Annotated in this window: 25 protein-coding genes and 1 pseudogene; 15 read left to right on the forward strand and 11 right to left on the reverse strand. The window is 41.1% G+C overall.

Annotated features, from left to right (window positions below):
- Positions 1 to 15 precede the first annotated feature (15 nt).
- From FTU09_RS02985 to rplS, 7 genes are all read left to right on the forward strand, one after another.
- Positions 16 to 3,606 (forward strand): hypothetical protein, encoded by a 3,591-nt coding sequence (locus FTU09_RS02985; RefSeq protein WP_168526212.1) that lies wholly within the window; start codon positions 16 to 18, stop codon positions 3,604 to 3,606.
- Complete coding sequence (locus FTU09_RS02990; RefSeq protein ID WP_180079517.1) at positions 3,606 to 4,109, forward strand: type IV pilin protein; 504 nt, start codon at positions 3,606 to 3,608, stop codon at positions 4,107 to 4,109. Before FTU09_RS02985 ends, FTU09_RS02990 begins: the two co-directional genes overlap by 1 nt.
- Positions 4,103 to 4,540 (forward strand): type IV pilin protein, encoded by a 438-nt coding sequence (locus FTU09_RS02995; RefSeq protein WP_168526208.1) that lies wholly within the window; start codon positions 4,103 to 4,105, stop codon positions 4,538 to 4,540. The genes FTU09_RS02990 and FTU09_RS02995 overlap by 7 nt, the downstream gene beginning before the upstream one ends.
- Before the next feature lie 138 nt (positions 4,541 to 4,678).
- Positions 4,679 to 4,936 carry a 30S ribosomal protein S16 gene (gene rpsP / locus FTU09_RS03000; protein WP_004974526.1) on the forward strand — a complete coding sequence of 86 codons (258 nt, stop codon included), beginning with the start codon at positions 4,679 to 4,681 and terminating at the stop codon, positions 4,934 to 4,936.
- A 28-nt stretch (positions 4,937 to 4,964) separates the two neighbouring features.
- Positions 4,965 to 5,513 carry a ribosome maturation factor RimM gene (gene rimM, locus FTU09_RS03005; RefSeq protein ID WP_180079519.1) on the forward strand — a complete coding sequence of 183 codons (549 nt, stop codon included), beginning with the start codon at positions 4,965 to 4,967 and terminating at the stop codon, positions 5,511 to 5,513.
- A 42-nt stretch (positions 5,514 to 5,555) separates the two neighbouring features.
- A complete protein-coding gene (gene trmD / locus FTU09_RS03010) occupies positions 5,556 to 6,296 on the forward strand; it encodes a tRNA (guanosine(37)-N1)-methyltransferase TrmD (protein ID WP_180079521.1) in 741 nt (246 codons plus the stop codon).
- Positions 6,297 to 6,477: 181 nt separating this feature from the next.
- Positions 6,478 to 6,849, forward strand: coding sequence for a 50S ribosomal protein L19 (gene rplS / locus FTU09_RS03015; RefSeq protein WP_004974529.1), 372 nt, complete (start codon positions 6,478 to 6,480; stop codon positions 6,847 to 6,849).
- A gap of 66 nt (positions 6,850 to 6,915) precedes the next feature.
- On the opposite strand, the gene FTU09_RS03020 is transcribed toward rplS, so the two are convergent.
- From FTU09_RS03020 to FTU09_RS03030, 3 genes are all read right to left on the reverse strand, one after another.
- The gene (locus FTU09_RS03020; protein ID WP_180079523.1) at positions 6,916 to 7,884 is read right to left on the reverse strand and encodes a triacylglycerol lipase; all 969 of its coding nucleotides are present in this window, start codon (positions 7,882 to 7,884) and stop codon (positions 6,916 to 6,918) included.
- A 176-nt stretch (positions 7,885 to 8,060) separates the two neighbouring features.
- Complete coding sequence (locus FTU09_RS03025) at positions 8,061 to 8,978, reverse strand: triacylglycerol lipase (RefSeq protein ID WP_257226849.1); 918 nt, start codon at positions 8,976 to 8,978, stop codon at positions 8,061 to 8,063.
- Between the two features lie 414 nt (positions 8,979 to 9,392).
- Positions 9,393 to 10,421 carry a lipase secretion chaperone gene (locus tag FTU09_RS03030; protein WP_180079527.1) on the reverse strand — a complete coding sequence of 343 codons (1,029 nt, stop codon included), beginning with the start codon at positions 10,419 to 10,421 and terminating at the stop codon, positions 9,393 to 9,395.
- Positions 10,422 to 10,565: 144 nt separating this feature from the next.
- Between FTU09_RS03030 and truB the strand changes: the two genes are divergently transcribed.
- Both truB and FTU09_RS03040 read left to right on the forward strand, forming a co-directional pair.
- A complete protein-coding gene (gene truB / locus FTU09_RS03035; protein WP_131260614.1) occupies positions 10,566 to 11,471 on the forward strand; it encodes a tRNA pseudouridine(55) synthase TruB in 906 nt (301 codons plus the stop codon).
- 208 nt (positions 11,472 to 11,679) lie between these two features.
- Positions 11,680 to 12,138: a hemerythrin domain-containing protein gene (locus tag FTU09_RS03040; protein ID WP_180079529.1), complete on the forward strand. Its 459-nt coding sequence runs from the start codon at positions 11,680 to 11,682 to the stop codon at positions 12,136 to 12,138.
- Here FTU09_RS03040 and FTU09_RS03045 read toward each other — a convergent pair.
- Together FTU09_RS03045 and serA are read right to left on the reverse strand one after the other, a co-directional pair.
- Entirely contained in the window at positions 12,135 to 13,013 is an 879-nt protein-coding gene (locus FTU09_RS03045; RefSeq protein ID WP_180079531.1) for a DMT family transporter, read from the reverse strand. The genes FTU09_RS03040 and FTU09_RS03045 overlap by 4 nt on opposite strands.
- A gap of 159 nt (positions 13,014 to 13,172) precedes the next feature.
- Positions 13,173 to 14,405: a phosphoglycerate dehydrogenase gene (gene serA / locus FTU09_RS03050; RefSeq protein WP_104852617.1), complete on the reverse strand. Its 1,233-nt coding sequence runs from the start codon at positions 14,403 to 14,405 to the stop codon at positions 13,173 to 13,175.
- Between the two features lie 347 nt (positions 14,406 to 14,752).
- Here serA and FTU09_RS03055 point away from each other — a divergent pair, with 347 nt between their 5' ends.
- The 4 genes and pseudogenes from FTU09_RS03055 to FTU09_RS03070 all read left to right on the forward strand — a co-directional run bounded on the left by FTU09_RS03055 (position 14,753) and on the right by FTU09_RS03070 (position 18,392).
- Positions 14,753 to 16,162 (forward strand): FAD-binding oxidoreductase, encoded by a 1,410-nt coding sequence (locus FTU09_RS03055; protein ID WP_004974544.1) that lies wholly within the window; start codon positions 14,753 to 14,755, stop codon positions 16,160 to 16,162.
- A 198-nt stretch (positions 16,163 to 16,360) separates the two neighbouring features.
- Positions 16,361 to 16,732 carry a hypothetical protein gene (locus FTU09_RS03060; protein ID WP_004974545.1) on the forward strand — a complete coding sequence of 124 codons (372 nt, stop codon included), beginning with the start codon at positions 16,361 to 16,363 and terminating at the stop codon, positions 16,730 to 16,732.
- A 138-nt stretch (positions 16,733 to 16,870) separates the two neighbouring features.
- Positions 16,871 to 16,981, forward strand: a pseudogene (locus FTU09_RS03065) (pirin family protein); the annotation flags it as partial.
- 181 nt (positions 16,982 to 17,162) lie between these two features.
- Complete coding sequence (locus tag FTU09_RS03070; RefSeq protein WP_178319399.1) at positions 17,163 to 18,392, forward strand: MFS transporter; 1,230 nt, start codon at positions 17,163 to 17,165, stop codon at positions 18,390 to 18,392.
- Positions 18,393 to 18,515: 123 nt separating this feature from the next.
- Here the strand turns inward: FTU09_RS03070 and FTU09_RS03075 are convergent, their stop codons facing one another.
- The 4 genes from FTU09_RS03075 to FTU09_RS03090 form a co-directional block, all read right to left on the reverse strand.
- On the reverse strand, positions 18,516 to 18,812 hold the full coding sequence (locus tag FTU09_RS03075) for a DUF3817 domain-containing protein (RefSeq protein ID WP_004974548.1): 297 nt from the start codon (positions 18,810 to 18,812) through the stop codon (positions 18,516 to 18,518).
- Between the two features lie 340 nt (positions 18,813 to 19,152).
- A complete protein-coding gene (gene sodC / locus FTU09_RS03080; protein ID WP_253104903.1) occupies positions 19,153 to 19,641 on the reverse strand; it encodes a superoxide dismutase [Cu-Zn] SodC in 489 nt (162 codons plus the stop codon).
- Between the two features lie 217 nt (positions 19,642 to 19,858).
- Complete coding sequence (locus FTU09_RS03085) at positions 19,859 to 20,998, reverse strand: AI-2E family transporter (protein ID WP_131260611.1); 1,140 nt, start codon at positions 20,996 to 20,998, stop codon at positions 19,859 to 19,861.
- A 108-nt stretch (positions 20,999 to 21,106) separates the two neighbouring features.
- Positions 21,107 to 21,751, reverse strand: coding sequence for a ParA family protein (locus tag FTU09_RS03090; RefSeq protein WP_004974554.1), 645 nt, complete (start codon positions 21,749 to 21,751; stop codon positions 21,107 to 21,109).
- Between the two features lie 115 nt (positions 21,752 to 21,866).
- Here FTU09_RS03090 and FTU09_RS03095 point away from each other — a divergent pair, with 115 nt between their 5' ends.
- Positions 21,867 to 22,340 (forward strand): Holliday junction resolvase-like protein, encoded by a 474-nt coding sequence (locus FTU09_RS03095; protein ID WP_004974557.1) that lies wholly within the window; start codon positions 21,867 to 21,869, stop codon positions 22,338 to 22,340.
- On the opposite strand, the gene FTU09_RS03100 is transcribed toward FTU09_RS03095, so the two are convergent.
- The gene (locus tag FTU09_RS03100) at positions 22,337 to 22,963 is read right to left on the reverse strand and encodes a class I SAM-dependent methyltransferase (RefSeq protein ID WP_179991507.1); all 627 of its coding nucleotides are present in this window, start codon (positions 22,961 to 22,963) and stop codon (positions 22,337 to 22,339) included. The genes FTU09_RS03095 and FTU09_RS03100 overlap by 4 nt on opposite strands.
- A gap of 171 nt (positions 22,964 to 23,134) precedes the next feature.
- Between FTU09_RS03100 and FTU09_RS03105 the strand changes: the two genes are divergently transcribed.
- A complete protein-coding gene (locus FTU09_RS03105; RefSeq protein ID WP_179991508.1) occupies positions 23,135 to 23,701 on the forward strand; it encodes a hypothetical protein in 567 nt (188 codons plus the stop codon).
- 165 nt (positions 23,702 to 23,866) lie between these two features.
- Here FTU09_RS03105 and FTU09_RS03110 read toward each other — a convergent pair whose 3' ends face one another.
- The gene (locus FTU09_RS03110) at positions 23,867 to 24,199 is read right to left on the reverse strand and encodes a HopJ type III effector protein (protein WP_179989056.1); all 333 of its coding nucleotides are present in this window, start codon (positions 24,197 to 24,199) and stop codon (positions 23,867 to 23,869) included.
- Positions 24,200 to 24,308 lie beyond the last annotated feature (109 nt).

Consider the following 24,308-nt stretch of genomic DNA (forward strand, 5'->3'; position numbering starts at 1 on the left):
GGTAGGAGATATAAAATGAAATCAAGTAAAATTTTGAATCGTACTGCCTTACATAAGGCGAAATTCAGCGTGTTGGCAGCATCTATTACAACGCTTATGTGTAGTGGTGTGAATGCAAGTGATATTGAAATTTATAGAGCCCCTTCAGCTTCTGCTGGTGCGACCACCGTTCTATTGATGTTAGATAAATCTGGCAGTATGGATTTCATTGATTATGAGGGCATGACAATGGATCCAGAAGCCAGCTATTCTTCACCAGATTGTCCAGGAGGGTATACTAAAAGAAATGTGACTGAAGAGGTAGGTGTAATAGATAAGCAAATACTCTCATATTATCAATGTGAAAAAGCAGGGGTAGATCCTGTTATGCGCAGAATATACTCATTAAAAAAGGGTTTGTTGCAGACGTTGTTAGGTGATGCTGAAGATTCCGAATTGAAACCATTAGGTGATGAGCTGTATATAGGGCTAGCTACTTTTTCTGGAAGTAAGGGTGGTATTAATGCTGAAGCTAAGCGTTTAGATGAGGTATACACGATTAATTATGGAAATTGGCCTTTCTCTGATAGGGTAACTCAGAGCCATAGAAAACATCTTGCTAGGATGATTGTTGGTTTGAATGCAAGTGGGGGAACTCCAACACCTTATGCTTATGCTGAAGCAGCAGCTTATTTATTAGGAACTCAAACAGGGGGGGGGACGCACAGTAGCTCAAATTCAAATTATATTCCGCCCGTTTCTATTTCCTCTCAGACTGCAGAAAGTAAGCAGTGTAGTGCACAAGGTATCTATTTCTTAACTGACGGACGTCCAGAGCCAAGTGGGTCCACCAATACGGCGCGTAACCTGATGAGAAATGCTCTTGATAATACAAGTTTTGATTGCTCTGATAGTCCAATGGGAAATGATGGACCTTACCATGATGAACGTAATGGTTGGGCATGTATAGGTAAGCTTAATGAGCATTTATTGCTTAAAAATGAAAAAACAAATCCAAAAAATTTAAAAATTTTAACGGCTGTGGTTGGTTTTGGTAAAGATTTTAATGGCGATGGGGGATCAAATGATGTGTTGGAGGCTAAACGTTGGGGTGAACAGGGTGAGGGGGGGTGGTACTCTGGCCAACACGCAAGTGATATCGTAAAAAGTTTTACACAATTCTTGAAAACTGTTAAGACTGAGATTCCAGGGGTAAGCACTGGGACAGCAACTGTACCTGTAGATGCCTTAAATAGCTCTGCTATACAACCTTATGGTTATTTCCCACAATTTGTACCCAAGGTAGCCACATGGCAAAAACAGCAAACATGGTACGGTAATTTAAAAAAATATTTTGCGGTCAATGGTTCTTTATATGGCACGAAAAGTGGTGCCGAGCCTGTAATGCAAAAAGATGAAATTAAAAATGTTATCGGAGAGTGGAATAACTCACAATTTGATAATAGCTCGCCTGAAATTGCGTTTCGTTATGGTGCTTTAAGCCAGTTAATGCGAGGCTACAATGCTGACTTAAACCCTAAAGAACGCATAATTTTCACTGACTTTATATATAAAGATTCTCAAATTGGACAAAATCTACTGTTGAGCTCATTTGATCCAGACACAAATCAAATTGAACGTCAGGCAATTTCGACTTCATATAATTTAGATGCAACAGCACCATATCGTGAAGAATTAATGAACTTGTTAGGCTATGAAAATGCAACGGGTGGGCAAGACTTACAGAGTTTAGCAGCTACTAGTATTTCTGACCGTGTAGCACAAATAGGCGCTATTTTGCATTCAAATCCTATTTTAATCACCCAGTCTGGAAAGCCATTTGTTAATAAAGTAACTAAGGCGGTAGATACTACAAATCGTGAAGATTATGTTCTGTTCGGCTCAACACAAGGCTTGTTACATGTATTGGATGCAGAAACAGGCAAAGAAAAATTTACATTTTTACCTAAAGAAATAATAGAAAATCAAAGTGAAGCATTTAAATATGATAGTGGTAACACTTCAGGTGGGAAAGAAAAATTATATTATGGTATTGATGGGGAGTGGACTGCACATACAGTTTATGTAAGTAAAACTGATGGGACGTTAACTGTGAATGGTGGTTCTCGCACAATTATTAATGATTTTGGTAATGAGCAGAAAATTAACATAGAAGGGAAACAATGGGTATATGGTGGTATGCGTATGGGGGGGCGAAGCTATTATGCGTTAGATCTTACTAATATTGATAGACCTCAGGTTAAGTTTCATATCGACCCAAATAATCGAAAAATTCATTATTTACATGGTTCAACAACTAAGTATCATGACATTTCTGAACTACAATACATGGGACAAAGTTGGTCTAAACCCACACTTGCATATGTAAATTGGTTCGGCACTAGAAAGTTGGTGATGCTTGTTGGTGGTGGTTATGATGCTGGTGGTACAGACGGAGATGGTTTATACACAACTAAACTTGTTGGTGGGGTTTGGGTTAAAGATAAAAGAAATGGTTATGAAGGATATGAAAAGCCTAACTATGATCAAACAAATAAAATCGGTGCTGGTGTTTATATGTTTGATGCAGATAATGGTGATTTGCTATGGTCTGTAAGTGGTAATTATACGAACACAACAACTGGCAGCCGAAATATTAAATTAAAAGGTAGCGGTGTTGGTATGGATTATAGTGTTGTAAGTTCAATCAAAACCGTAGATCGTAATAATGATGGATTGGTGGATCATTTATATTTTGCTGACCTAAAAGGTCAAGCTTTCCGTGTAGACTTTAACCCAACAAGTGGCGAATTTAATTCCCAAGTGAATAAAATTTTAGATATATCTTCGACAAAGCAGCGTTTTTATACCGAACCTACATTTACAATTCATTCTCAAGGTGTGGCTGTTGTAAGTTTTGCATCAGGGAATAGAAGTAGCCCACTGTATGGAAAAAATATAAGTGTGACAACAGCGGATGATTACGATGGAGTATTTGTTGTATATGACTATGATAACTATTCGACTAAATATCCAACGGCGACTTTTGGTACTCGCACCTTAGGAAATACATCAAATGGTGGGGTGACTAAATTACGTCTATTAGACACACGAATTACTGATGATATATCGAGTGATAACAGTAAACGACCAGTAATTAATAAAGTAAACGGAGATGGTGGTTGGTATTATTTGTTTAACAAGGAGGAAAATCTGACAAATACGGTAACTAAAGGTAAGCAAATACTTAAGAGTTTTGCTTCATTGGTTGCTGTAGAAGGAGATCTTTATGTGCCTGTTTTTGATGCATCTAAGGATGGAACTACAGGGAGCTGTAGCGCAGGTGTTGCTGGTGAGACAAGTTTACAGCGCTTTTGTTTACCTTATGGTCATTGTAAAGATAATATTTTCATTACCTTAGGTGCAGGTATCGGAGAACCGATTATGGGTGGAGGTCGAGATGGAGATAATAATAAGCGTTCTCTCTTGATCTTAAATGAAGATAAAAAAAATGGAACTGGATCAACAGGAGGCACTACGACTGTAACTCAGATTAAAGACTATGGTAGTGGTTTAAAATTCATACCTAATCGTTGGTATGAGCAGTATGCTCAGGGTGGTGGTTAATGGGATCTAGAATTAAAGGGTTTACTTTAATAGAGCTTATGATTGTTGTGGTTATTGTAGCTATTTTAGCTGCAATAGCCTTACCAAGTTATCAAGAGTACATGCGTAAAAAAGATATGGCTTTAGCTCAACAGGAGTTGCTGAAATTAGCAGATCAATTGGAAAGACATAAATCGAAAAATTTTTCATATAAAAATTTTAATCCTCAATATTTATATGAAGGGGTAACTAGCCCATTAAGTGTTATTTATGTGCCAAATGTTACTTTAGATGCAGCAAGATCAAAATATAAAATTGAAATTAAAGACATAAGTTCAACCACGGTCACAAATTTACTTACTACAGATTTAGGTGCAGCATGGTCTATGAAAGCATCCCCTGTAAACAATGATGCTAGGTTGTATACTTTTTTAATCACAAGCCATGGTTTAAAGTGTAAAACACGTGAAAAAAGCAATGTATCTTTTACTGCTTGTACAGGGCAAGGAGTTGAAGAATGGTAGTAAACAAAGGACTTACTTTAATCGAGTTAATGATCGTGGTTGCAATAATCGCAATTTTAGCTGCTATTGCTTACCCTTCATATCAGGAATATGTGCAAAGAACGAAGAGGGTCGAGGCACAAGTTGAGCTAATGGAAATTGCGAACAAATTGGCTAGTTATAAATTAGCGAATGGTTCATTTTATGGAGCGAATTTAACAAAGGTGTATGGCAGTAGTAGTATTTCTAAATCTGGTTCTGCAACATACAGCTTAGAATTATCAAGTACAGAAATAGATCCCACCCATAACTGGGTATTGACTGCTAAACCTATTGGTTCCCAAGCTAAGACTGGCGCTATGACGATAGATTCTACAGGGCGCCAATGCTGGTTTAAAGGTAAGGATTCACCAGTAACAACAGATACTTGTTCCGCTTGGTCCGATAAATAAATTCTAACTGCTGATAACCTAAAATTTGATCTTTCATTCAGGGCGAAATTCACGTAAAATACTGCCCTCTATGAAAGGGGTTTGAAATGTATCGATGGTCGATGCAGGGATAATCCGTAAAAACTATAAGGTTGTATCATGGTAGTTATTCGTCTTACTCGTGGTGGTGCTAAAAAGCGTCCATTCTATCAAATCGTTGTAACTGACAGCCGCAATGCGCGTGACGGTCGTTTCATCGAACGTATCGGTTTCTTTAACCCAACAGCGCAAGGTAAAGCAGAAAAACTTCGTTTAGATGCTGACCGTTTTGCACACTGGGTTGCTCAAGGTGCTCAACCGTCTGAACGTGTTGCTTCTTTAGCTGCTCAAGCTAAAAAAGCTGCAGCTGCTGCATAATTTTTACAAATTAAGTAGTAGGTAGCCCATGACACCAACACAGAATGTGCCCGAAGATCGTATTCAGATTGGACAGCTACGTTCAGCTTATGGATTAAATGGGTGGCTCTGGGTTTATTCCAATACAGAACCCATGAGCAACATATTTGACTACCTGCCTTGGTACATTGAAACCAAAGCAGGTTGGCAAATGGTCGATGTAAAACGTTGGAAACCACATGGCAAAGGCTTGGTGGTCAGCTTAAAAGGTGTGAGTGATCGTACCGCAGCAGACAACTTGGTTGGCGCAAATATCTGGATTTCAAAAGCGCAACTGCCTCAAGCAGGTGTGGACGAGTATTATTGGTCTGATTTAAAAGGTCTAACAGTGTTAGGTCTGGACGATGACGAACAAGAAGTGAACCTCGGTCAAATCCATGAACTGTTTGAAACAGGTGCCAATGACGTGATGGTGGTTCGCGCAACTGCCGATAGCGTCGATGGCGAAGAGCGTATGATTCCATGGCATAAAGATGTGGTACAACGCGTTGATCTCGAAGCGGGTCGCATCTACGTGAATTGGGGCGTAGATTATTAATCCTTTCAGGATTCGCAGAGCAGGAAAATAGAGGAGTCTGCGGTGTTTTTTGCAGTCATTACGCTTTTTCCTGAAATGTTTGAAGCGATTACAGCTTACGGTATTAGCGGACGTGCAGCAAAACGTGAATTGATGCAAATTCATTGCATTAATCCACGTGATTATGCACAGGGCAACTACAAAAGGGTGGATGAACGTCCATTTGGTGGTGGTCCAGGTATGGTGATGATGGCAGAGCCTTTGGCGCAAGCAATCCAGCATGCCAAACAGCTTGCACAGCAAGCAGGAGCAGTTCATGTACCTGTGGTGTATATGTCGCCACAAGGTAAAACCTTAAACGAAACTGCAGTACAACAATTCGTTGAATATGATGGATTAATTGTATTGTGTGGTCGTTATGAAGGGGTCGATGAGCGTTTAATCCAAAACTATGTTGATCAGGAATGGTCAATTGGAGATTACGTTTTATCGGGTGGGGAGCTACCTGCAATGGTGTTGTTGGACAGTATTATTCGGAGACTTCCGGGTGCAATGTCTGATGAACAATCTCATGTGCAAGACTCATTTGTGGATGGTCTTTTAGATTGCCCACAATATACCAAGCCAGACCATTTTGAAGGTTTGGATGTCCCTGAAGTACTAAAGTCGGGACACCATGCCAATATTGAAAAATGGCGGTTTTTGCAGCGTTATCAACGGACTTTAGAGCGTCGACCTGAGTTGATTGAAAAAGTTGAGTTGAGCAAGCAGCAAAAAAAATGGCTAAAAGATTCGCAAGGGTAGACCAAATAATTGGTTTATCTAAGCACCATGGCTACAGGCAGTTGGTTTGTAGTCTTAAATAGGCTCTTTATGCATTGAAGCGGTCAGGCATAAAGGGAAAGTCAATCGGGCCTATGCGCTTTAGCCTCTAGACCTAGTGGAAATCAGACCTCTTCTGACCCACACATACTGGAGATACCCCATGAGTGGTAAGCATCCTTTAGTACAAGCTGTTGAAAATGCACAGCTTAAGCAAGACATCCCAGCTTTTGCACCAGGCGATACAGTTATCGTTCAAGTAAAAGTAAAAGAAGGTGATCGTGAGCGTCTTCAAGCATTTGAAGGTGTGGTAATTGCGAAGAAAAACCGTGGTTTGAACTCTGCGTTCACAGTACGTAAAATTTCTAGCGGTGTTGGTGTTGAGCGTGTTTTCCAAACTCACTCTCCAATCGTTGCTAAAATTGAAGTGAAACGTCGTGGTGACGTTCGTCGTGCTAAACTTTACTACCTACGTGAACTTTCTGGTAAAGCTGCACGTATTCGTGAAAAGTTGCCAGCGCGTAAACAAGGTTAATTTTAACTTTGCTTTACTGCAAAAAAATGCGCCCTTGAGGCGCATTTTTTTGTCTGATCGTTGAGTTTATAAACCTTGTAATTTTAAACGGTTGGCATGTTGACGATAGACATCGACAGGGTCTGGGGCAAAAATACTTTTTAAACCCAGCAGTTGGTTTACTTCATCTAAATGATTCCAATAGTAATTGTCACGAATGGTTTTACCAAATTTGGCACTACAGCGTGAAACCAGACCATCGTTATCACGACCCGCATCAATCAATAAACTGGTTGCCAGCATGGCTGAGTCTGGATCTAATAAGTTGGTGACTGCGGTATTGCCTGTAAATGAATAGAATTGAATGCCTTTTTCTTGATAAGCTCCCTCACCACAACTTGTCGTTGGCATACCCATCGGGAATTTGCGGTTAAATTGTGCAGAACCCGCCAAACTTAAACTATTTGCGCCTGCCAGTGAGTCATGCGGATAGCTATTGGGGTCTAAACCTTGCGCCCAAGTAATGGTTTTAGAAACCAAATTAACCATATCGATTAATGGTTTTTCTAAGGCCGAACCTTGGACTTTTAGAATAAAGTCGGCCACAGGTGAGCCTTTATTTGGTGAACCTACAGCAGTTAAAGAGGCGACTTGAGCAGGCATGACGCCTGCAACATAACGAATGGTTGGACCGCCGTGTGAGTGACCCACTAAGTTGACTTTGCTTGCGCCTGTAATGGCTAAAATTTCATCGACTTGTTGTGCCAATTGTTCGCCACGAATTTCCGATGAATTAAAAGGGGATACGCGGGTTGCCCAAGTGTTGGCGCCGTTACGTGCTAAGTCGGGTAAAATTTGATACCAATAATCGACACCGAGTTGATCGCCACCAATATTGATAAAACCTGCCATACCGTGAGTAAACACAATCGGATATTTGGTTTTGGCATAACTGGAGATCACGAAGTTAGATTTGACCTGTTCTGCATTGGATGCGTGCGCGGTACTGAAGGTACTAGCCGTAATTAAGCCTGCAATGAATAATCCATATTTCATATAACATCCTCTATTTTATTGTGCTTTCCTAGCATGACAATATCTATTGTCAAACATCATTATTCAGGAAATTTGCTAGATTGCAAGTTCTGAATGATTCATGGTTATTGAACTTCTTGCACTTGAGTTTCAAGCACAGGAAGATGGTTTTGCCAAGATTGAAATGAGCTTTACTATTACAAACCTTGTAATTTCAATCGGTTGGCATGTTGTCGATACAGTGCAACTGGGTCAGGTGCAAACAAGCCCGTTAAGCCAAACATCATGTTGGCAAGGTCGGTATGATTTAGTCGGTAGTTGTCACGAATGACGTGTCCAATGTGGGTACTACAACGTGCGACCATGCCATCGTTGTCTAAATTGCCATAAGACAGTGGGCCGAGTTGCATTAAAACAGTGTCAATATCCAGTAAATTGGTGGCTTGAGCGACACCTGTCCATGAATAGTAATGAATTCCGCGATCTACTTTGGCACCGCTGCTGCTGCAATTTGCGGCCAAGGCTGTGGTTGGAAAACGACGGTTAAAATCTGCAGACGCTGTTTCGGTTAAAGAAGCCATCGATGCATCAAAATCGACAGGCATGTCTGGCTGTTGCTGCGCCCAAGTAATGAGTGGAGCCACCATGTAGTCGCCTAAAATATTAAACGCGGTGCGTGATAAACGATTATTTTGAATATCATCGGCAACTTTGGAGCCACGGAATGTTCCTGCAACACCGGTAATTGATGCCACATATTCAGGTTTGGTGGCAGCCACATAACGTACTGTTGGACCACCATGCGAGTGACCAATTAAATTGACTTTGGATTTGCCCGTGATTGCTATGACTTCTTCGACTTGGGCAATTAGTTGCTCACCTCGAAATTCAGTACGATGTGCAGGGGAGAGTTGTGCGGCAAATACGGTTGCGCCATTACGTGCCATATCTGGCAAAATTTGATACCAATAATCCATATTAAAGGTTTCATTGCCAATGCGTGACCATCCGAGCCAGCCGTGTACCATGAGCAATGGATATTTGGTTTTGGCATAGTCAGATTTGGCCTGTTCCTGAATAGGCAACACGCTTGGAGCAGCTTGAGCGACACCCATTGAACCGAGCAAGCAGCCAGTGACAGCCAATGTAATTGCCCGTATGTTAGAGATGATGGTCATAAAACAATCCTGTGTTCTTTATTTTTATTACAAGTGAAGTGGTGGCTTCGCTTCCCTCCTGAAAGCTCAGATATGCAAATTGCCGTTGCTTACGGCACATTATTGTGAGTCATTCTCGACTATTTTTTGTACGCTCAGGTATTTTTTCATGCGTAATTTAGAAAAAACATATCATTTGGGGACAGTTATTGCGTATTGTCCCAGAGATTTGTAAATCTACATGCATCTTGATATCTATTTAATATTTATAGACATTTGTATATTAAATCGTTGTGGTGAGTTTGTACTAAAACAGCTTTTCAGGCATAAAAATAGGGCATGTTGAATGCCCCAGTTGTTCTATGCAATATGTTAGTCAGCAAAAGGTAATTTTCCACCTTGATCATGTACCTGTTCAAAGGTTTCTAAACGCAATTGCTCTTGTGGATTTTGAAAATGCTGTCCGCGTAATTGTTTCACGGCTTGTTGCTTGGCTTGATCATGCATTCCACTTTGCATGATTTGATCACGCGTACTTAAATAATCCTCTACTCGTGATTTCCACTGACTGCGTTGCCCATCTAATTGTTCTAAACGCTGAGTTGCTTCAGGACCAACCAGATTTAAACGCATTTGGCGGATTTCAGCAGCAGAACCACCACGTGCTTTAATTGCTGCGGTTAAACTGCGCAAATCCTGTAAAGTATTTAACTGTTCTAAATTCTCCTGCCAATCTTGCGGGAGTTGTTTAAATAATTCTTGTAATTTCTGCGCTTTTTCAGCTTCAGATAATTTTTTATCATCCATGACTGCCATGCGCTTTAGGGTATATTCGTGATAGGCATCTTCCGTACCAAATAAACCTTCAATTTCATAATCAGAAAAATATTGTTTACGCAGATTTTGCATGCTGCTAAAAATGCTGCGGTAATATTGCGGATCTTCCTGATTTAAATTCGGTGCTTGCAGTTGTCCAAGCGCATTGCGATAGTCCAAATAACGCTGCCATAAATCTAAAATTTGCGATAAGGCAGGCTCTTTATGTCCTTGTTGAATATACCTTTTAAAATCACCACGAATTTGTTCAATGCTTTTTTCGCCATATTGGGTAATAAAATATTCAAAACAGTTACGGGTTTGCTCATTCACAATCAGACGATTACTTGCATCCAGTTTAAGCTGACAATTGACTTCGGTGTCCTGCTGACTTGGGCTTAAAAAATTTGCAGCAGGGTTATTTTGCATGGCTTGCTGCAGGTTCAACGCTTGAGATGTTTCATCATTTGAGCTTTGCTGGGGTGATGTATCGGGGGAGTTTGATTGTGGCATCAGCCAATACACCAAAGCCGCAATCAGCAGTATCACTACGCCTAAAACAATCCATATTTTATGTTTCTGCATTTCAATGCACCTGTTTATCCATTTTATTTTTTTAATCCTAAGCGCTCAAATATGCCATAAAAGTAAGTCGCTGTTCTAGAAATGTTGTCATTTATCGCGGCAGATTGTTACCATGACGCAGTTTTGCTTTGACCTATGTGTGCTATGAAATCATCTGCGGCTAAAATCCAGCGTCGTGCCATTAGTGGTGTATTTTTATTGAATAAACCTTTGGGCATCAGTTCCAATGCAGCATTGCAAAAAGTGCGTTGGCTATATCGGGCGCAAAAAGCAGGGCATACAGGAGCATTAGATCCATTGGCTTCGGGTTTACTGCCGATTTGTTTGGGTGAAGCGACCAAGTTTTCGCACTACTTGCTCGATTCGGTGAAACGCTACCAAACTACCATTCAATTGGGACACAGCACCACCACAGGAGATGTCGAGGGTGAAGTGCTGTTGCAGCAGGCTGTACCTGCATTGAGCCAAGAGCGCATTGAACAGGTATTGGCACAATTTCAGGGCGATATTATGCAAGTTCCGCCCATGTATTCTGCCTTAAAAAAAGAAGGGCGTCCGTTATATGAATTAGCGCGACAAGGCATTGAAATTGAACGTGAAGCGCGTCCAGTCACAATTTATGCCATTGAGTTACTGTCTTTTACTGAACAGAGCATCACTTTGGATGTAACTTGTTCTAAAGGCACGTATATTCGTGTTTTAGGTGAAGACATTGCCAAAGCCTTGGGTACTTATGGACATTTGACCTATTTGCATCGGATTAAAACGGGACATTTTGACCTGATTCCAAGTTATAGCATTGAATATTTGGAAAGTTTAAGTGAAGCAGAACGTGAGGCTTTATTGCTGCCTGCGTATGCACCTGTGCAGCATTTTCTACACATTCAAGTCCCTGAAGGACGCGCTGAATATTTTAGTCGTGGCATGGAAAGTAATATTGACCATCCTGCAGCAGCGCAAGTGTTGGTCTTTGATGGTGAAAAGTGTTTAGGTTTGGCTGAAATTACAGATAAAAAGCGCTTGGTACCGAAACGGGTTTTAAATCTCTAAATTTTGCTCAGATACATAACTTGAATAAAGTGGGTAAGTGAATTAAAGCTTTCTATACAAATAGTTGCAGGAATTCGGATTGATCCTCTATACAGTACTTAGAGGATTAAAACGAAATTAAAAAACTGACTCCAAAACCGATGTGGATGTGCGAGTAGATTTTTATCAATCTGTTCGCCGCGCATTGGTAAAAAACAGAGGTCTGCACATGAATATTTTTGAAGCTTTACGCCAAAGTCACGACATTCAACGAAATTTAGCCCACCAACTGACGCAAACTTCAGGTGATAGCCCTGAACGTAGAGCGATATTTGAACAACTTAAAAATGAATTATTTGCGCATGCAGTGGCAGAAGATCGCTATTTTTATATTCCCTTAATGATGACTGACGCAGGTTTAAATATCACTCGCCATGCTTTGGCAGAGCATCATCAAATGGATGAATTACTCGAACAATTAACCGAAACTGAAATGAGCAACACAGGTTGGTTGGCCATTGCAAAGCAACTGTCAGATAAAGTGCATCATCATTTAAAAGAAGAAGAACATGGCTTTTTTCAGCAGGCAGGCAAAATTTTATCTGAATCGCAAAAACAAAGTTTGGCCAAACAATACTTGGCAGAGTATGAAAAATATAAACAAATGTCTAAAGACAGTTTGGTTTAAACATTCTGCGGCTGTTTGGATTTTTTTACTGCTCTAAAAGTAACGCCCACCGAAGCTAACATAATGCAGCATAACGCGAGCCATTGCAGTGAAGTAATTTTCTCACCCAACAATACCAAGCCTGTCAGTGCAGCCAAAGCAGGCGATAAACTGGAAAGTGTGCCATAACTCATTTTGCTGAGTTGTTTTAAGGCCTGTAAATCCAGCGCATAAGGAATGGCCGTGGCAAGCACTGCAATGGCAAGCGCCTTGCCCCAATACTGGGTTTCAAACAGTGCGGGGGCATTGTTATACAGTCCGAATGGAATCAAAGCCAAAGCCGAAATACTGATGGCGATGGTCAGCGCGTGCATGCCAATATTTTGTTGCACCACTTTTTGCCCAAAATAAATATAAAAAGCCCAGCACAATCCTGCACCTAGGGCACACGCTGCACCAAACAGACTAAAATGATCTCCCTGCGCTTGTCCCCAAGGCACCATAAGAATAATGCCTAAAATGGCCAAGAACACCCAGATATAATCTTTACGGTTTTGAATGGACAATAACGCTAAACCCAAAGGCCCGACAAATTCCAAACCCACTGCAATGCCTTGTGGTAATTTGCCCAAAGACAGATAAAACAAAATATTCATGCAGCCCAAGGCTGCGCTATAACACAATAAATCACGCCATTTTAAATACGACAGCCGCGAAAGAATTTGCCATGAGCGAAACATAATTGCCACAATCACGCTGGCAAAGCACAGCCGTAAAATTGTCACGCTAAGCGGGTCGAGTACCTGAAAGAGTTGTTTGGCAAATGAGGCACTGATTTGATAGGAGATCATGGACAGAACCATGAACAACACCGCAGTGAGTTGGGCGTTTGGCATGAGGCAGGAAAATACTCTAAAGCGTCAGAATAGGAATACGGGGGAGATTATAGCAAGTTTAAAATACTAGCGGGTTGCAGCACGATGCTGTGTAGATGCAGCAGACATAAAAAACCACAGTACGCAGACTGTGGTTTTTTGTAGCATGCGCTGGTGGTATTAGAACAATACACGTACGCGAATTGTGCCTTCAACTTCGTGTAAAGTATCTAGTGCTTCTTTAGATGCAGTCGCATCAACATCCATCACTAAATAACCGACATCACCTTTGGTCATAAGTGACTGACCAGAGATGTTGATGCCGTGTTCAGCAAACAAGTTGTTGATTTTAGACAATACACCTGGAATGTTTTGGTGAATATGCAATAAACGGTGCTTGCCTTCAGTCAATGGCAGTGCAATTTCAGGGAAGTTCACTGCAGACAAAGTCATACCTTTATCTGAATATGCAACAAATTTCTCTGCCACTTCTAAACCAATGTTCGCTTGCGCTTCCATGGTCGAACCACCCACGTGCGGTGTTAAAATCACGTTTGGTAGGTTACGTAGTGGGGAAACAAATTCTTCACCATTGGCTTTTGGTTCTTTCGGGAATACGTCAACTGCAGCACCTGCAATATGACCAGACTTGATGGCATCTGCCAAATCTTCAATCACCACACAAGTACCACGTGCCGCGTTAATGAAAATTGCGCCTTCTTTCATTTGTGCAAATTGTTCTTTTGCCATGAAATTGCGGGTAGAGGGTACATCTGGAACGTGTAAAGAAACCACGTCAGCATTTGCCAATAATTCGCCCATAGAGCCAACTTGACGTGCATTACCTAACGGTAACTTGGTTACAGCATCATAATAAATGACCTGCATACCCAAGCTTTCAGCCAATACTGAAAGTTGAGAACCGATTGAACCGTAACCCACGATACCTAAAGTTTTACCACGTGTTTCAAATGAACCGACTGCAGACTTGTTCCAGCCACCTGCATGTGTATCGGTTGATTTTTCAGGTACGCGACGTAGCAATAAAATTGCTTCAGCCAATACCAATTCTGCAACCGAACGGGTGTTTGAATAAGGGGCATTGAAAACTGGAATACCACGTTCCATTGCTGCAGTTAAGTTCACTTGGTTTGTACCAATACAGAAACAACCTACCGCAATTAGTTTGTTCGCAGCTTCAAAAACTTCTTCAGTTAGCTGTGTACGTGAACGAATTCCAATGAAATGCGCATCTTTAATCGCTTCTTTTAACGCATCGCCCTCAAGCGCCGTTTTACGATAATCGATGTTGGTATAACCCGCTGCATTTAACACGTCGATTGCGTTCTGGTGTACGCCTTCTAACAACAAGAAACGAATTTTATCTTTAGGTAGTGAAAGATGTTGGCTCATTACGGCTCCGCTACAAAGGCCAAATTTAGTGGCGGTATGATAACATAGGAGATGGGTCGATATACATTTCCTTTATGACCAAGAGTGCAGGTATTTTTTGTCAGATATAATCTCTTTCAGAAATATTGCCCAAAATTGCCCTGTTCTTACCACGTTATATTATCGGAATTGCCAATATTCACAGGTTTTTCAAAAAAATCGCTTATAATAAGCGGCGCACATGAAAGCCAACCCACGCTGTTGCTTTGATGCACATATTTAGTCTGCAGTATCTTCATCTTCAAATAGATCAAGATGTGCAGACAGTCGCTTTTCTTCCTGTTTAATTCTTGCTAGGTCTGCAAACGATGAATGCTCCAGTCGCTTTAACCCCTGAGTTATTGACCCAATTAACGGCAATAGTCGGTGAAAACCGTATTAAAACGGATGCTGATAGCCTCCAAAACTGGGGTCGTGACCATACAAAGCATTTTGATCCGAACCCATCGGTCATCGTTTTTCCATCAAGCACAGAGCAAGTACAAGCCATTGTAAAACTGGCGAATCAGTTTAATGTGGCCATTACTCCATCGGGCGGACGCACAGGTTTATCTGCAGGTGCAGTGGCAGCCAATGGTGAAATTGTCGTCAGCATGGACAAGATGAACCAAATCTTGGAATTTTTCCCTGCAGACCGTATGGTTCGCGTGCAAGCGGGTGTGGTGACTGAGCAACTACAAAACTATGCCGAAGAACAAGGCATGTATTATCCAGTCGATTTTGCATCTTCAGGTTCTTCACAAATTGGCGGTAATATTGGTACCAATGCGGGCGGTATTAAAGTCATTAAATACGGCATGACCCGTAACTGGGTGTTGGGTCTGACTGTGGTAACAGGCAAAGGAGATATCCTGCGTCTGAACAAAGGCATGATCAAAAACGCAACAGGTTATGCGCTGCAACATTTATTTATTGGCGGTGAAGGCACACTTGGCTTAGTGACCGAAGCTGAAATTAAGCTAGAACGCCAACCGCAAGATTTGCAAGTGATGGTGTTGGGCGTACCTGATTTTAATTCGGTGATGCCTGTATTACATGCTTTCCAAGCTAAAATTGATCTGACTGCATTTGAATTCTTTGGTGAATTGGCGATGCAAAAAGTCTTGGATCATGGTCATGTGCAACGTCCATTTGAAACCCAATGTCCATTCTACGTGTTACTTGAATTTGAAGCGCCATTTGAGCCAATTATGGACAAGGCGATGGAAATTTTTGAACACTGTATGGAACAAGGCTGGGTGATGGATGGCGTATTGAGCCAAAGCCTAGACCAAGTTGAAAGTTTATGGCGTTTGCGTGAAGACATTTCTGAGTCGATTGCACCGTTTATTCCATATAAAAACGATATTTCAGTATTGATTACTCATGTTCCTGCATTTATTCAGGAAATTGATGCAATTGTGGCAGAAAACTATCCTGACTTTGAAATTTGCTGGTTCGGCCATATTGGTGATGGTAACTTGCACCTGAACATTCTTAAACCTGCCGATTTAAGCAAAGACGAATTCTTTGCCAAATGTCAGGTGGTAAATAAGTATGTATTTGATACTGTGAAGAAATATGATGGTTCTATTTCTGCAGAACACGGTGTAGGCATGACCAAAAAACCATATTTGGAATATTCACGTTCGGCTGAAGAAATTGAATATATGAAAGCGCTGAAAAAAGTGTTTGATCCTCAAGGCATTATGAATCCAGGCAAATTATTTGATTTGTAATTCATTGCGCCTTTCATTTATTCGCGTGGTCAGATTTTCGTGAATGAGATGTAGCAAATTAATTGTAGTGAATTGAAAAACGCATCCTTGAGATGCGTTTTTTATGCTTTCGTTTTAATTTTACATTTCTATGCTAGCGTTTTTGCGCTAACAGGGCATCATAGAAGCATAAATAATAATCAACATTTTGGAGGAGTTATGTTGCGTTTAATCACGGTTTCCGCATTGGGTGTTGCGTTATTGTCAGGCTGTGCGACTACACAGAATATTATTTCACAAGTTACGCCTGCAGAAACACCTTTGGCGCAGGTACTCAAACAACGTCCAGATTTGCGTAAAGAATTGGCTACCGTTGAAATTCGTCAATACTTTAACCGTGTCGAAGCACCAACTGCGGCAGAAGTAAAAATTACCGAAACAGGCTTAATGGATGATTCGGTACGTTCAATTCGTAGTATTTATCACTTTAAAAATATTAATGGACAATGGCAGCAGGGTGATGTGCAAACCGCTTACTTATGCGCACGTGGTAAAAATACCAAGACTTTCCAAAGCAAAAAATGTCCTTAAATTGCTGTAGGGCTTAGGTAAATCTTGCATGATGTTCTAAAAATGCAACAAAGCGTCTGTGGATAATACTCGTGTTATCCACAGCTTTTATTTAGGATGACTTCATTCGATTCAAAAACGTGTGAGCGCAGCATGTCCATCAAAACTCTAGTATTTCTACACCGCAATGATAGCCGTTTTGCCGTGGGTGATTTTTATCCTGTGCTTTCGGTATTTTCACATTATGAATTGGGCAATACCGTATCGCCTTAACCCGCTGAAGGAGGTGATGCCTAACTTGGTCTGATGTCACATCAAGTGCCACAATTTATTTAACGGACTTAAAAAATGCGCCATAAATTTGCCATTCAACTCTGTTAAACTGCAGCTCAATTTTCTATTTTTATGGGCTAAACGCGGCTGAGTTGCATCGTTTTGTCCTTTATAACTCATGCCACAGCAGCAAAAAAATACCATTCAACGTGCCACACTCATGTTTCCCTTGGCTTTGGTCTTGTTTGAGTTCGCGGTTTATATTGGCAATGACTTAGTTCAACCCGCAATGTTGGCCATCACACAAGATTTTGGTGTCAGTAGTGCATGGGCAGCTTCGTCCATGTCATTTTATTTGCTTGGCGGTGCTTGTGTGGCGTGGTTATTGGGGCCACTCTCTGACCGTTTGGGACGCAAAAAAGTATTATTGGGCGGCGTGGCATTTTTTACCCTGACTTGCTTATTGATCTTATTGACTCAGAATATTGAAAGCTTCCTTGTCCTTCGTTTTTTTCAAGGGTTTGGTTTGTCAGTCATTAGTGCAGTCGGTTATGCGGCTATTCAGGAAAACTTTGCAGAACGTGATGCAATTAAAGTCATGGCGCTTATGGCAAACGTTTCTTTACTTGCTCCCTTGCTCGGCCCAGTCTTAGGTGCATTTATGATTGAGCATGTTTCTTGGCATTGGGGTTTTATCGGCATAGCACTGTTGGCATTTTTGAGTTGGTTTGGACTGAAAGCCAAAATGCCTGAAAATCAGCAGCGTATTCCCAAACCTCCATTTCGAGATGTATGGGATGATTTTAAACAAGTTTTTCAAAATACCAGATTCTTAGGTTTGACATTGGCGCTGCCCTTATTGAGCATGCCTTTAATGTTGTGGATTGCGTTATCTCCTGTGATGTTGGTGGAAGAGTTAGGCTTTAGTAGTCTGCAATACGGTTTGGCGCAGTTTCCTGTTTTGGGTGGTTTGATTTTAGGCAATCTGGTACTGATGAAAGTCATTGACCGTTTACCTTTAGGAAAAACAGTCTTGATTGGTTTACCTTTAATGTTGTTGGGTAGTGTGCTGATCGTATTGGGGGCAATTTGGCAAAGCTATTTTGTTTGGTGTTTGGTGATTGGTATGAGCTTGATTAGTTTTGGTGAGGGAATGAGCTTCTCAGTCTTATACCGTTTCGCCTTAATGTCATCGGAAGTGTCTAAAGGTACTGTTGCTGCTAGTGTTTCAATGATATTGATGCTGTGCTTTTTTATTGTGATTGAACTGGTGCGTGTTTTATATATGCGGTTTGATATTTGGGCGTATAGTTTGGCTTGTTTGGTGCTGATAACGCTCTGGTTTAGTTTGCCACGCATGATGCTTAAACAGGTGATGCAGGAGCGAGTTGCTGCAGGGCAGTTTTAAGGGGTTAAATTTTTCAGCTGCATCATAAAACAAGGTGATGTGGCATCACCTTGCAAACATTTGATTTATAAATTAAAGTTGAGAAAATGTGTAATATGATGAAAGCTGAAAAGGACTTGCAGATTAAGCTTGTACTGGTTGTTCCATCTTTTTCAATTTAGCATCAAAAACAAATGGGCCAAAAGGTAAAATTGAAGCAATTAAGCCCAAAATAAACATTTTAAGAGACCATTTTTGTTTTTCACAAACCACAAAAAGCACCACTAAAAATGCGATAAACAATACGCCGTGTCCCATACCTACATATTTCACTAAAATTGGGTTATCGAACATATATTTCATGGGCATAGCAATAAATAACAACAATAAGAATGAAATACCTTCTAGGAACCCAACCCAACGTAATGTTTTAATGTTCATGCCCAAATCTTTTTCATGTCGATAAAACAGCAGTGTAGCGCAAATAGTGACAATCGCAAAGACGAGCTGTTGGGAGCTCTGCACATTGATGAGCTAGATACGATGGCTGCAAAATTGAGCTAATTTTTTGCAAATTAGTAGCAAGTTATTCAAAAACGAGTAAGTGTGGTTATGAAAGACGACCGATATAAAGCAAGAAGACCTGCATTGAGCGTCGTTTGAGAATAATCCTCAAAAAGATAAATTTTACTTTTTGCGGATAAGTCGAAAGGCATGTGTATAACCCTTAACTTATCCACAATTGGTAATAAATGTTTTATTGAAAATGCATCATGCTAGCTTAAATAATCCCACAGGCAATTCGCTCACCGCCGCCGCCCAATGGTTTTGGATGGTCGGCATAGTTATCACCGCCTGCATGAATCATCAAGGCCAATCCTTCAACTTGTGCCAATGTTAAACGGGGTGCAATCACGGTCACTTTGGCTGTTCCGTCGTTTGCAACACTTAAAGCCGGTAAGTCCCCTAAATGTCCTGTCAGCGGTGTACCATGATTCGGGATATTTTGGGGATTAAAATGTCCGCCCGCTGCCAAAGCAGCAACCATTTTTCCATCTTTTTCTGCTGCTGCACATGAACCTTTTTCATGGATATGAAAACCTCGTTCCCCTGCAGGGAGTTGTTGGAGTTGGGTGTGAATGACTAAGCCTGCTGCACTGTCACGCAGTTCAACCGTACCTAATTCCTTGCCAATCCCTTGTGCTGAAACAGCATGCATTTTTAAGATTTTAGATTTTTGTTGTGTGGTCGCGGTGGTGCTGCAACCCATGAGTACTAGGCCACTAAAAGCAGCAAGACTGGCAAATTTGAGTATTGAGCGCATAAAAGACATCCTATTTGTTGTGCATAATATTTAGGGATGTCTTGATTGAAGCAAAGTTAGCTCCGTTACAATACAACGTTTGCGTAGTAGTATGTATGTACTGTGTTGAGCTGATTTATTCAGATCAACACAGCCATGTGAGCAATATGATCAGTAAAACAGCTTAATCAAGCTTTGAATTGGATGATGAATCGTCTTCAGGGAGATCATGCGCAAGCGTGGCTTTGGGCAACATTAAAGCTTCGGGCTGGTTGTTTTCATGCAACCATTCACGCCAAATGGCCAGTAACACGGCCAAAATCACAGGGCCAATAAATAGACCAATTAGACCAAAACTGGCAATTCCACCTAAAACTCCAAACATGATTAACAGGAATGGAATTTGAGTTGCACCTGAAATCACCAAAGGACGAATCACGTTATCGGCAGTGCTGACCACACATACGCCCCATGCCATCACGCCAATCGCTTCCATCGTATGCCCTTGGCTAAATAACCACAGCGAAACCGAACCATAAGCTAAAGGTGGGCCAAACGGAATTAAGGCAAATAAGAAAGTCACAATGGTTAGCACCATTGGGTTAGGTACCCCAGCGACAAAATAGCTCACGCCTGCGAGTAAAGCCTGCGCAATTGCAGTGAGTCCAACGCCATAAACCACAGCACGTGTGGTTTCAGAAATAGTATCTAAATAGTGATGAATACGTGGCCCAATCACCATTTCTAGCGCTTTGCTGACTTGATGCAAGATGGTGTGACCATCGCGGTAGAAAAAGAATAATGACAGCAGGGCAAAACCCAGTTTGATCAGGTTTTTGCTGACTTCATTAATCACCACTTTACCGTAATTCAAATGCCCTTGAATCCATAAGGAAATGGATTGCACAATGCTGTTCGGATCGTGATTAATTTCTTTAAGGGTGCGGGTGACTTCTTTACCAATAATAGGTAAATTGCGAATGAAATCAGGGACATTTAAGTGTCCGGAAAAGACCTGTTTTTGTAATTCGTAATATAAGTTGCGACCTTCATGTTGCAGGATAAAAATGGCAAAAGTGAGTGGAATGCCGACCACCAACGTGACCATCAGCATCATTAAGGCTGCGCTAAGCGTAGGACGATGACCGCATAAACGTAGCACCGACTGATATAGTGGCCAGCTCATATAGGCAATGATTGCTGCCCAAACAACAGGAACAATAAAATATTTGAGTATGTGAAAACCCAAAAAGATCAGGACAAAAAACAGTCCAAACAATAAAATTTTTTGTAATGTTGGCGCGTACTGTTGCACTGAATTCACTGAAACATTCCTAAGGTCATGTGCCATATTAACTGAAAAAAAAGCTCCCGAAAACGAGAGCTTGGTAAGTTCTGGTGAATAAGTTCTAAACGGTGGCGATTCTAGGCTTTAAAACCATTGAGCAGGGTCATCTACAATGGCATTCAGTACAGGCTGCCATTGATCTTGCATTTGCAGATAAGTTTTTTGGGTTTTATCAAAAATACTTAAACCTTGCATTGCCAATTGTCCATAGGCTGCACGTTCTGAAATCCATGCCACAGGCTGTTGCTCGATTTTCTGGAAAAAATCCTGAATATCTTTAGAGCTGGCAGAGTTGGGTTTGACCCGATTGGCCAACAGCAAAATTTGGACTTTGCCTTTACGAATCCGCTTAATGTCTTGTAAGTGTTTTAAGAAGCGACGGGTGGAGTCAATGTCAAAAAATGAAGGCTGTAGAGGTGTGATAATGGCATGTGCTTCGCTAATCAGCTGCTCGGCATGCTCACCCGATAACGCACCAGGTGCATCAATAATTAAATATTCAATGTTTTTGGGTGCATCGCCAATCGACTTTTCATGACGCCAATCTAAACTTTGAATTGGAGCGGCTGTTTCTGGTCGTTGTTTTAACCATTGCAGCGCAGATTTTTGATTGTCGGCATCCGCCAAAGCAACTTTATAGCCTTTTTGTGCAAGCGCAGATGCTAAACTAATAGCCGTAATGGTTTTTCCACAGCCACCTTTTTGGTTGGCAATTAATATAGTTTTCATGACCCTCGAATCGATTTTAATCTGCTCATCCCTAGCATATCATTGTTTTGTGCTCGGAATATGACAGTTGACAAAAGTCGTATCGAGTTCTGCAAAAAAGGTTTAGGAAGGTTTTATGTCAATCTGGATGGCGATGCTGATTGGTGCCTGTATAGGCGTGGTGCTGACCACCTTAATTTTAAGCAATAGCCGCAATGGACGGATTAAAGCCGAGTATGAACAATATATTGCAGAAATTGAACTGTCACATCAGCAGGCATTATTGCAGGCACAAAAGCGCAGTGTAAATACCAGTCGTGCGGTACTGAAAGGCAAAATGGCAGAGCAATTAGCACCGATTATGCCCGAATTTCAGTATTTACCGAGTGATGCCAAATTTTTAGGTGATCCTGTTGATTATATCGTGTTTGATGGCTATACCGATTATCGGGATGGCAATGGGCATGCCGAAGATATTGCAATCGTCCTAATTGATATTAAAAGTGGTGGCGCACGTTTGACCAAAGGTCAGCAAGCAATTGCGCAGGCCATTCAGCAGGGCAGACTGCGTTTTGAAACCATTCGGATTGATTTTGAGGATTGTGATTAAAGAGGTTTATGTACTCGCGCCAATAACATGCGCTGTGCAAGACTTGGAATGCCTGCAATATCAATATATTGGACTTCACCCAATTCAAAACCAGTTTCGAGTAGGGCAATTTCAATGTCACGGTTTAAGTGACAGCCATCTGCAACTTTCTTTTGAATTGGTGTGAGCAGATGTTGCAAACGCTGAATATTTAAGTTTTGTCGATTTAAAACGTGTTCTACGAGGTGCAAAGTGCCGCCCGGTTGTAAGACACGATAAATCTCTCGCAAGCTTTGTTCTAGGTCTGGAATACTGCACAACGTCCAAGTGGATACCACATGCTGTAATTGATTATTTGCAAAAGGCAGTTGTTCTGCACTTGCGGTGATCTGCTCAACCACGAACGGTGCTGCATCAATTCGTTCCTGCGCCAATTGGAAAATTGCTGCATTGGATTCTAAGGCATACACGGTATCTACACCTTGATAAAAAGGTAAATTTAAACCCGTACCAAAGCCAATTTCCAAAACCTCGCCCGATACGCCCAATAAAAGCTCACGTCGTAAATCCATTAAGGATGGAGTTTGCATGACCTGATTCAGCAAGTGCGGGAAAATATGTTTTTGATAAAATTTATAGAGCATGTGCAGATCTAATTATTGATTTTTATGCCGATAAGCTTAGCTGAAATTACAGGGTTTTTGCCATGTCAGAATGAGCCAATGACTGCATTTTGTTACCAATTTCAACTATTGTATTCATGATCTGTGATTAAGATAAATATAGATAGATGAATTTAATAGGCAGATTTTAAGATGAACACGCATATTTCGCTAAAACTCACGGCATTGTTACTGACTCTGGCTTTGCCATGTTCCGTCTATGCTGCGGTCGAGCGTAATATTGCCAAAGGCTTGCCTCCTGTCGTGAAAGGTCAGTCGATTGAAGTGTTGCAACCTTTTAAGGGTGATTTTCGAATTTTGGGTTCAAAAACCTATCAGGATGATGCCCAAGCCAAATTTTCTCCGATTGATTATGCGGTGAGTTGGGGTTTATTTGCTGAGCCTGAAATTGCCCGTCATATTACCGTCAATCAATATGACCGCTATTTAAACTGGAAAATAGACCGTTTACCTGTGCCTGCAGAACAAGCCATGCAAATGGTGTCTAATATGCATATCATTCCTGCCAACCCAAAAATTGCCAAAGACATTCAAAAAGTAAAACGTGGTGATTTGGTGCGTTTAAAAGGTGAGTTGGTTGAGGTGAAAGATCAGGACTTGGTTTGGACATCATCTCTCACACCAACCGATACGGGGGATGGTGCTTGTGAAGTATTTCGCGTTAGTTCGATTCAGTGGATTGAAAAAGTCAAAAGCTGAGTGTGATGTTTAGTTTAGAGTTTGAATTGTAGATACTTGCCGAAACTGTATCTCATACACGGTAAATAGCTTCAGTATTGCTCCACGTGAAACATATACATCCATAAGAAAAAACCGCATGATGGGTTTAACTTTCATGCGGTTTTTGCTTGGTTAAAGTTGTTTTTATTTGGCGCTGAGGGCTAGCGTTTCAAACTGAACGCCATCCCAACCGTGCTGCATAAACTGGCGGATATTTTGATGATCAGTTCCATCAGGTGTTGCAAGTACTGAAGCATAATGTTCTGCAAATAGGCTGAGGGTTTGCGCCTGATCTAAGCCATTGAGTTTCGCAAATGAAAATATTTTGGCACTGCCCTGATTTTCATTGGCGGCGTTGAGCTGTTGCCCATTTTTGAAAGCAGTTGGCGTGTAGGTGTAACGTGCTTCAATAAATGAGAGCACATCGGTAAATATTGCAGTGCCTGCTTCAAGTTGCGCCAATAATTCCTGAGCCATCCTGTCCTCCATTGCGCCTAAAAATAACATGCAGACTAGCGCAATTTTTATGGCAAAGTCTATGTGTTTTTTGAGTGTACATTCGCATTTAAAATCATGATTCTTGTAT

The sequence above is a fragment of the Acinetobacter sp. YH12058 genome, from assembly GCF_013419805.1.
In the GTDB taxonomy this organism is placed as follows: domain Bacteria; phylum Pseudomonadota; class Gammaproteobacteria; order Pseudomonadales; family Moraxellaceae; genus Acinetobacter; species Acinetobacter towneri.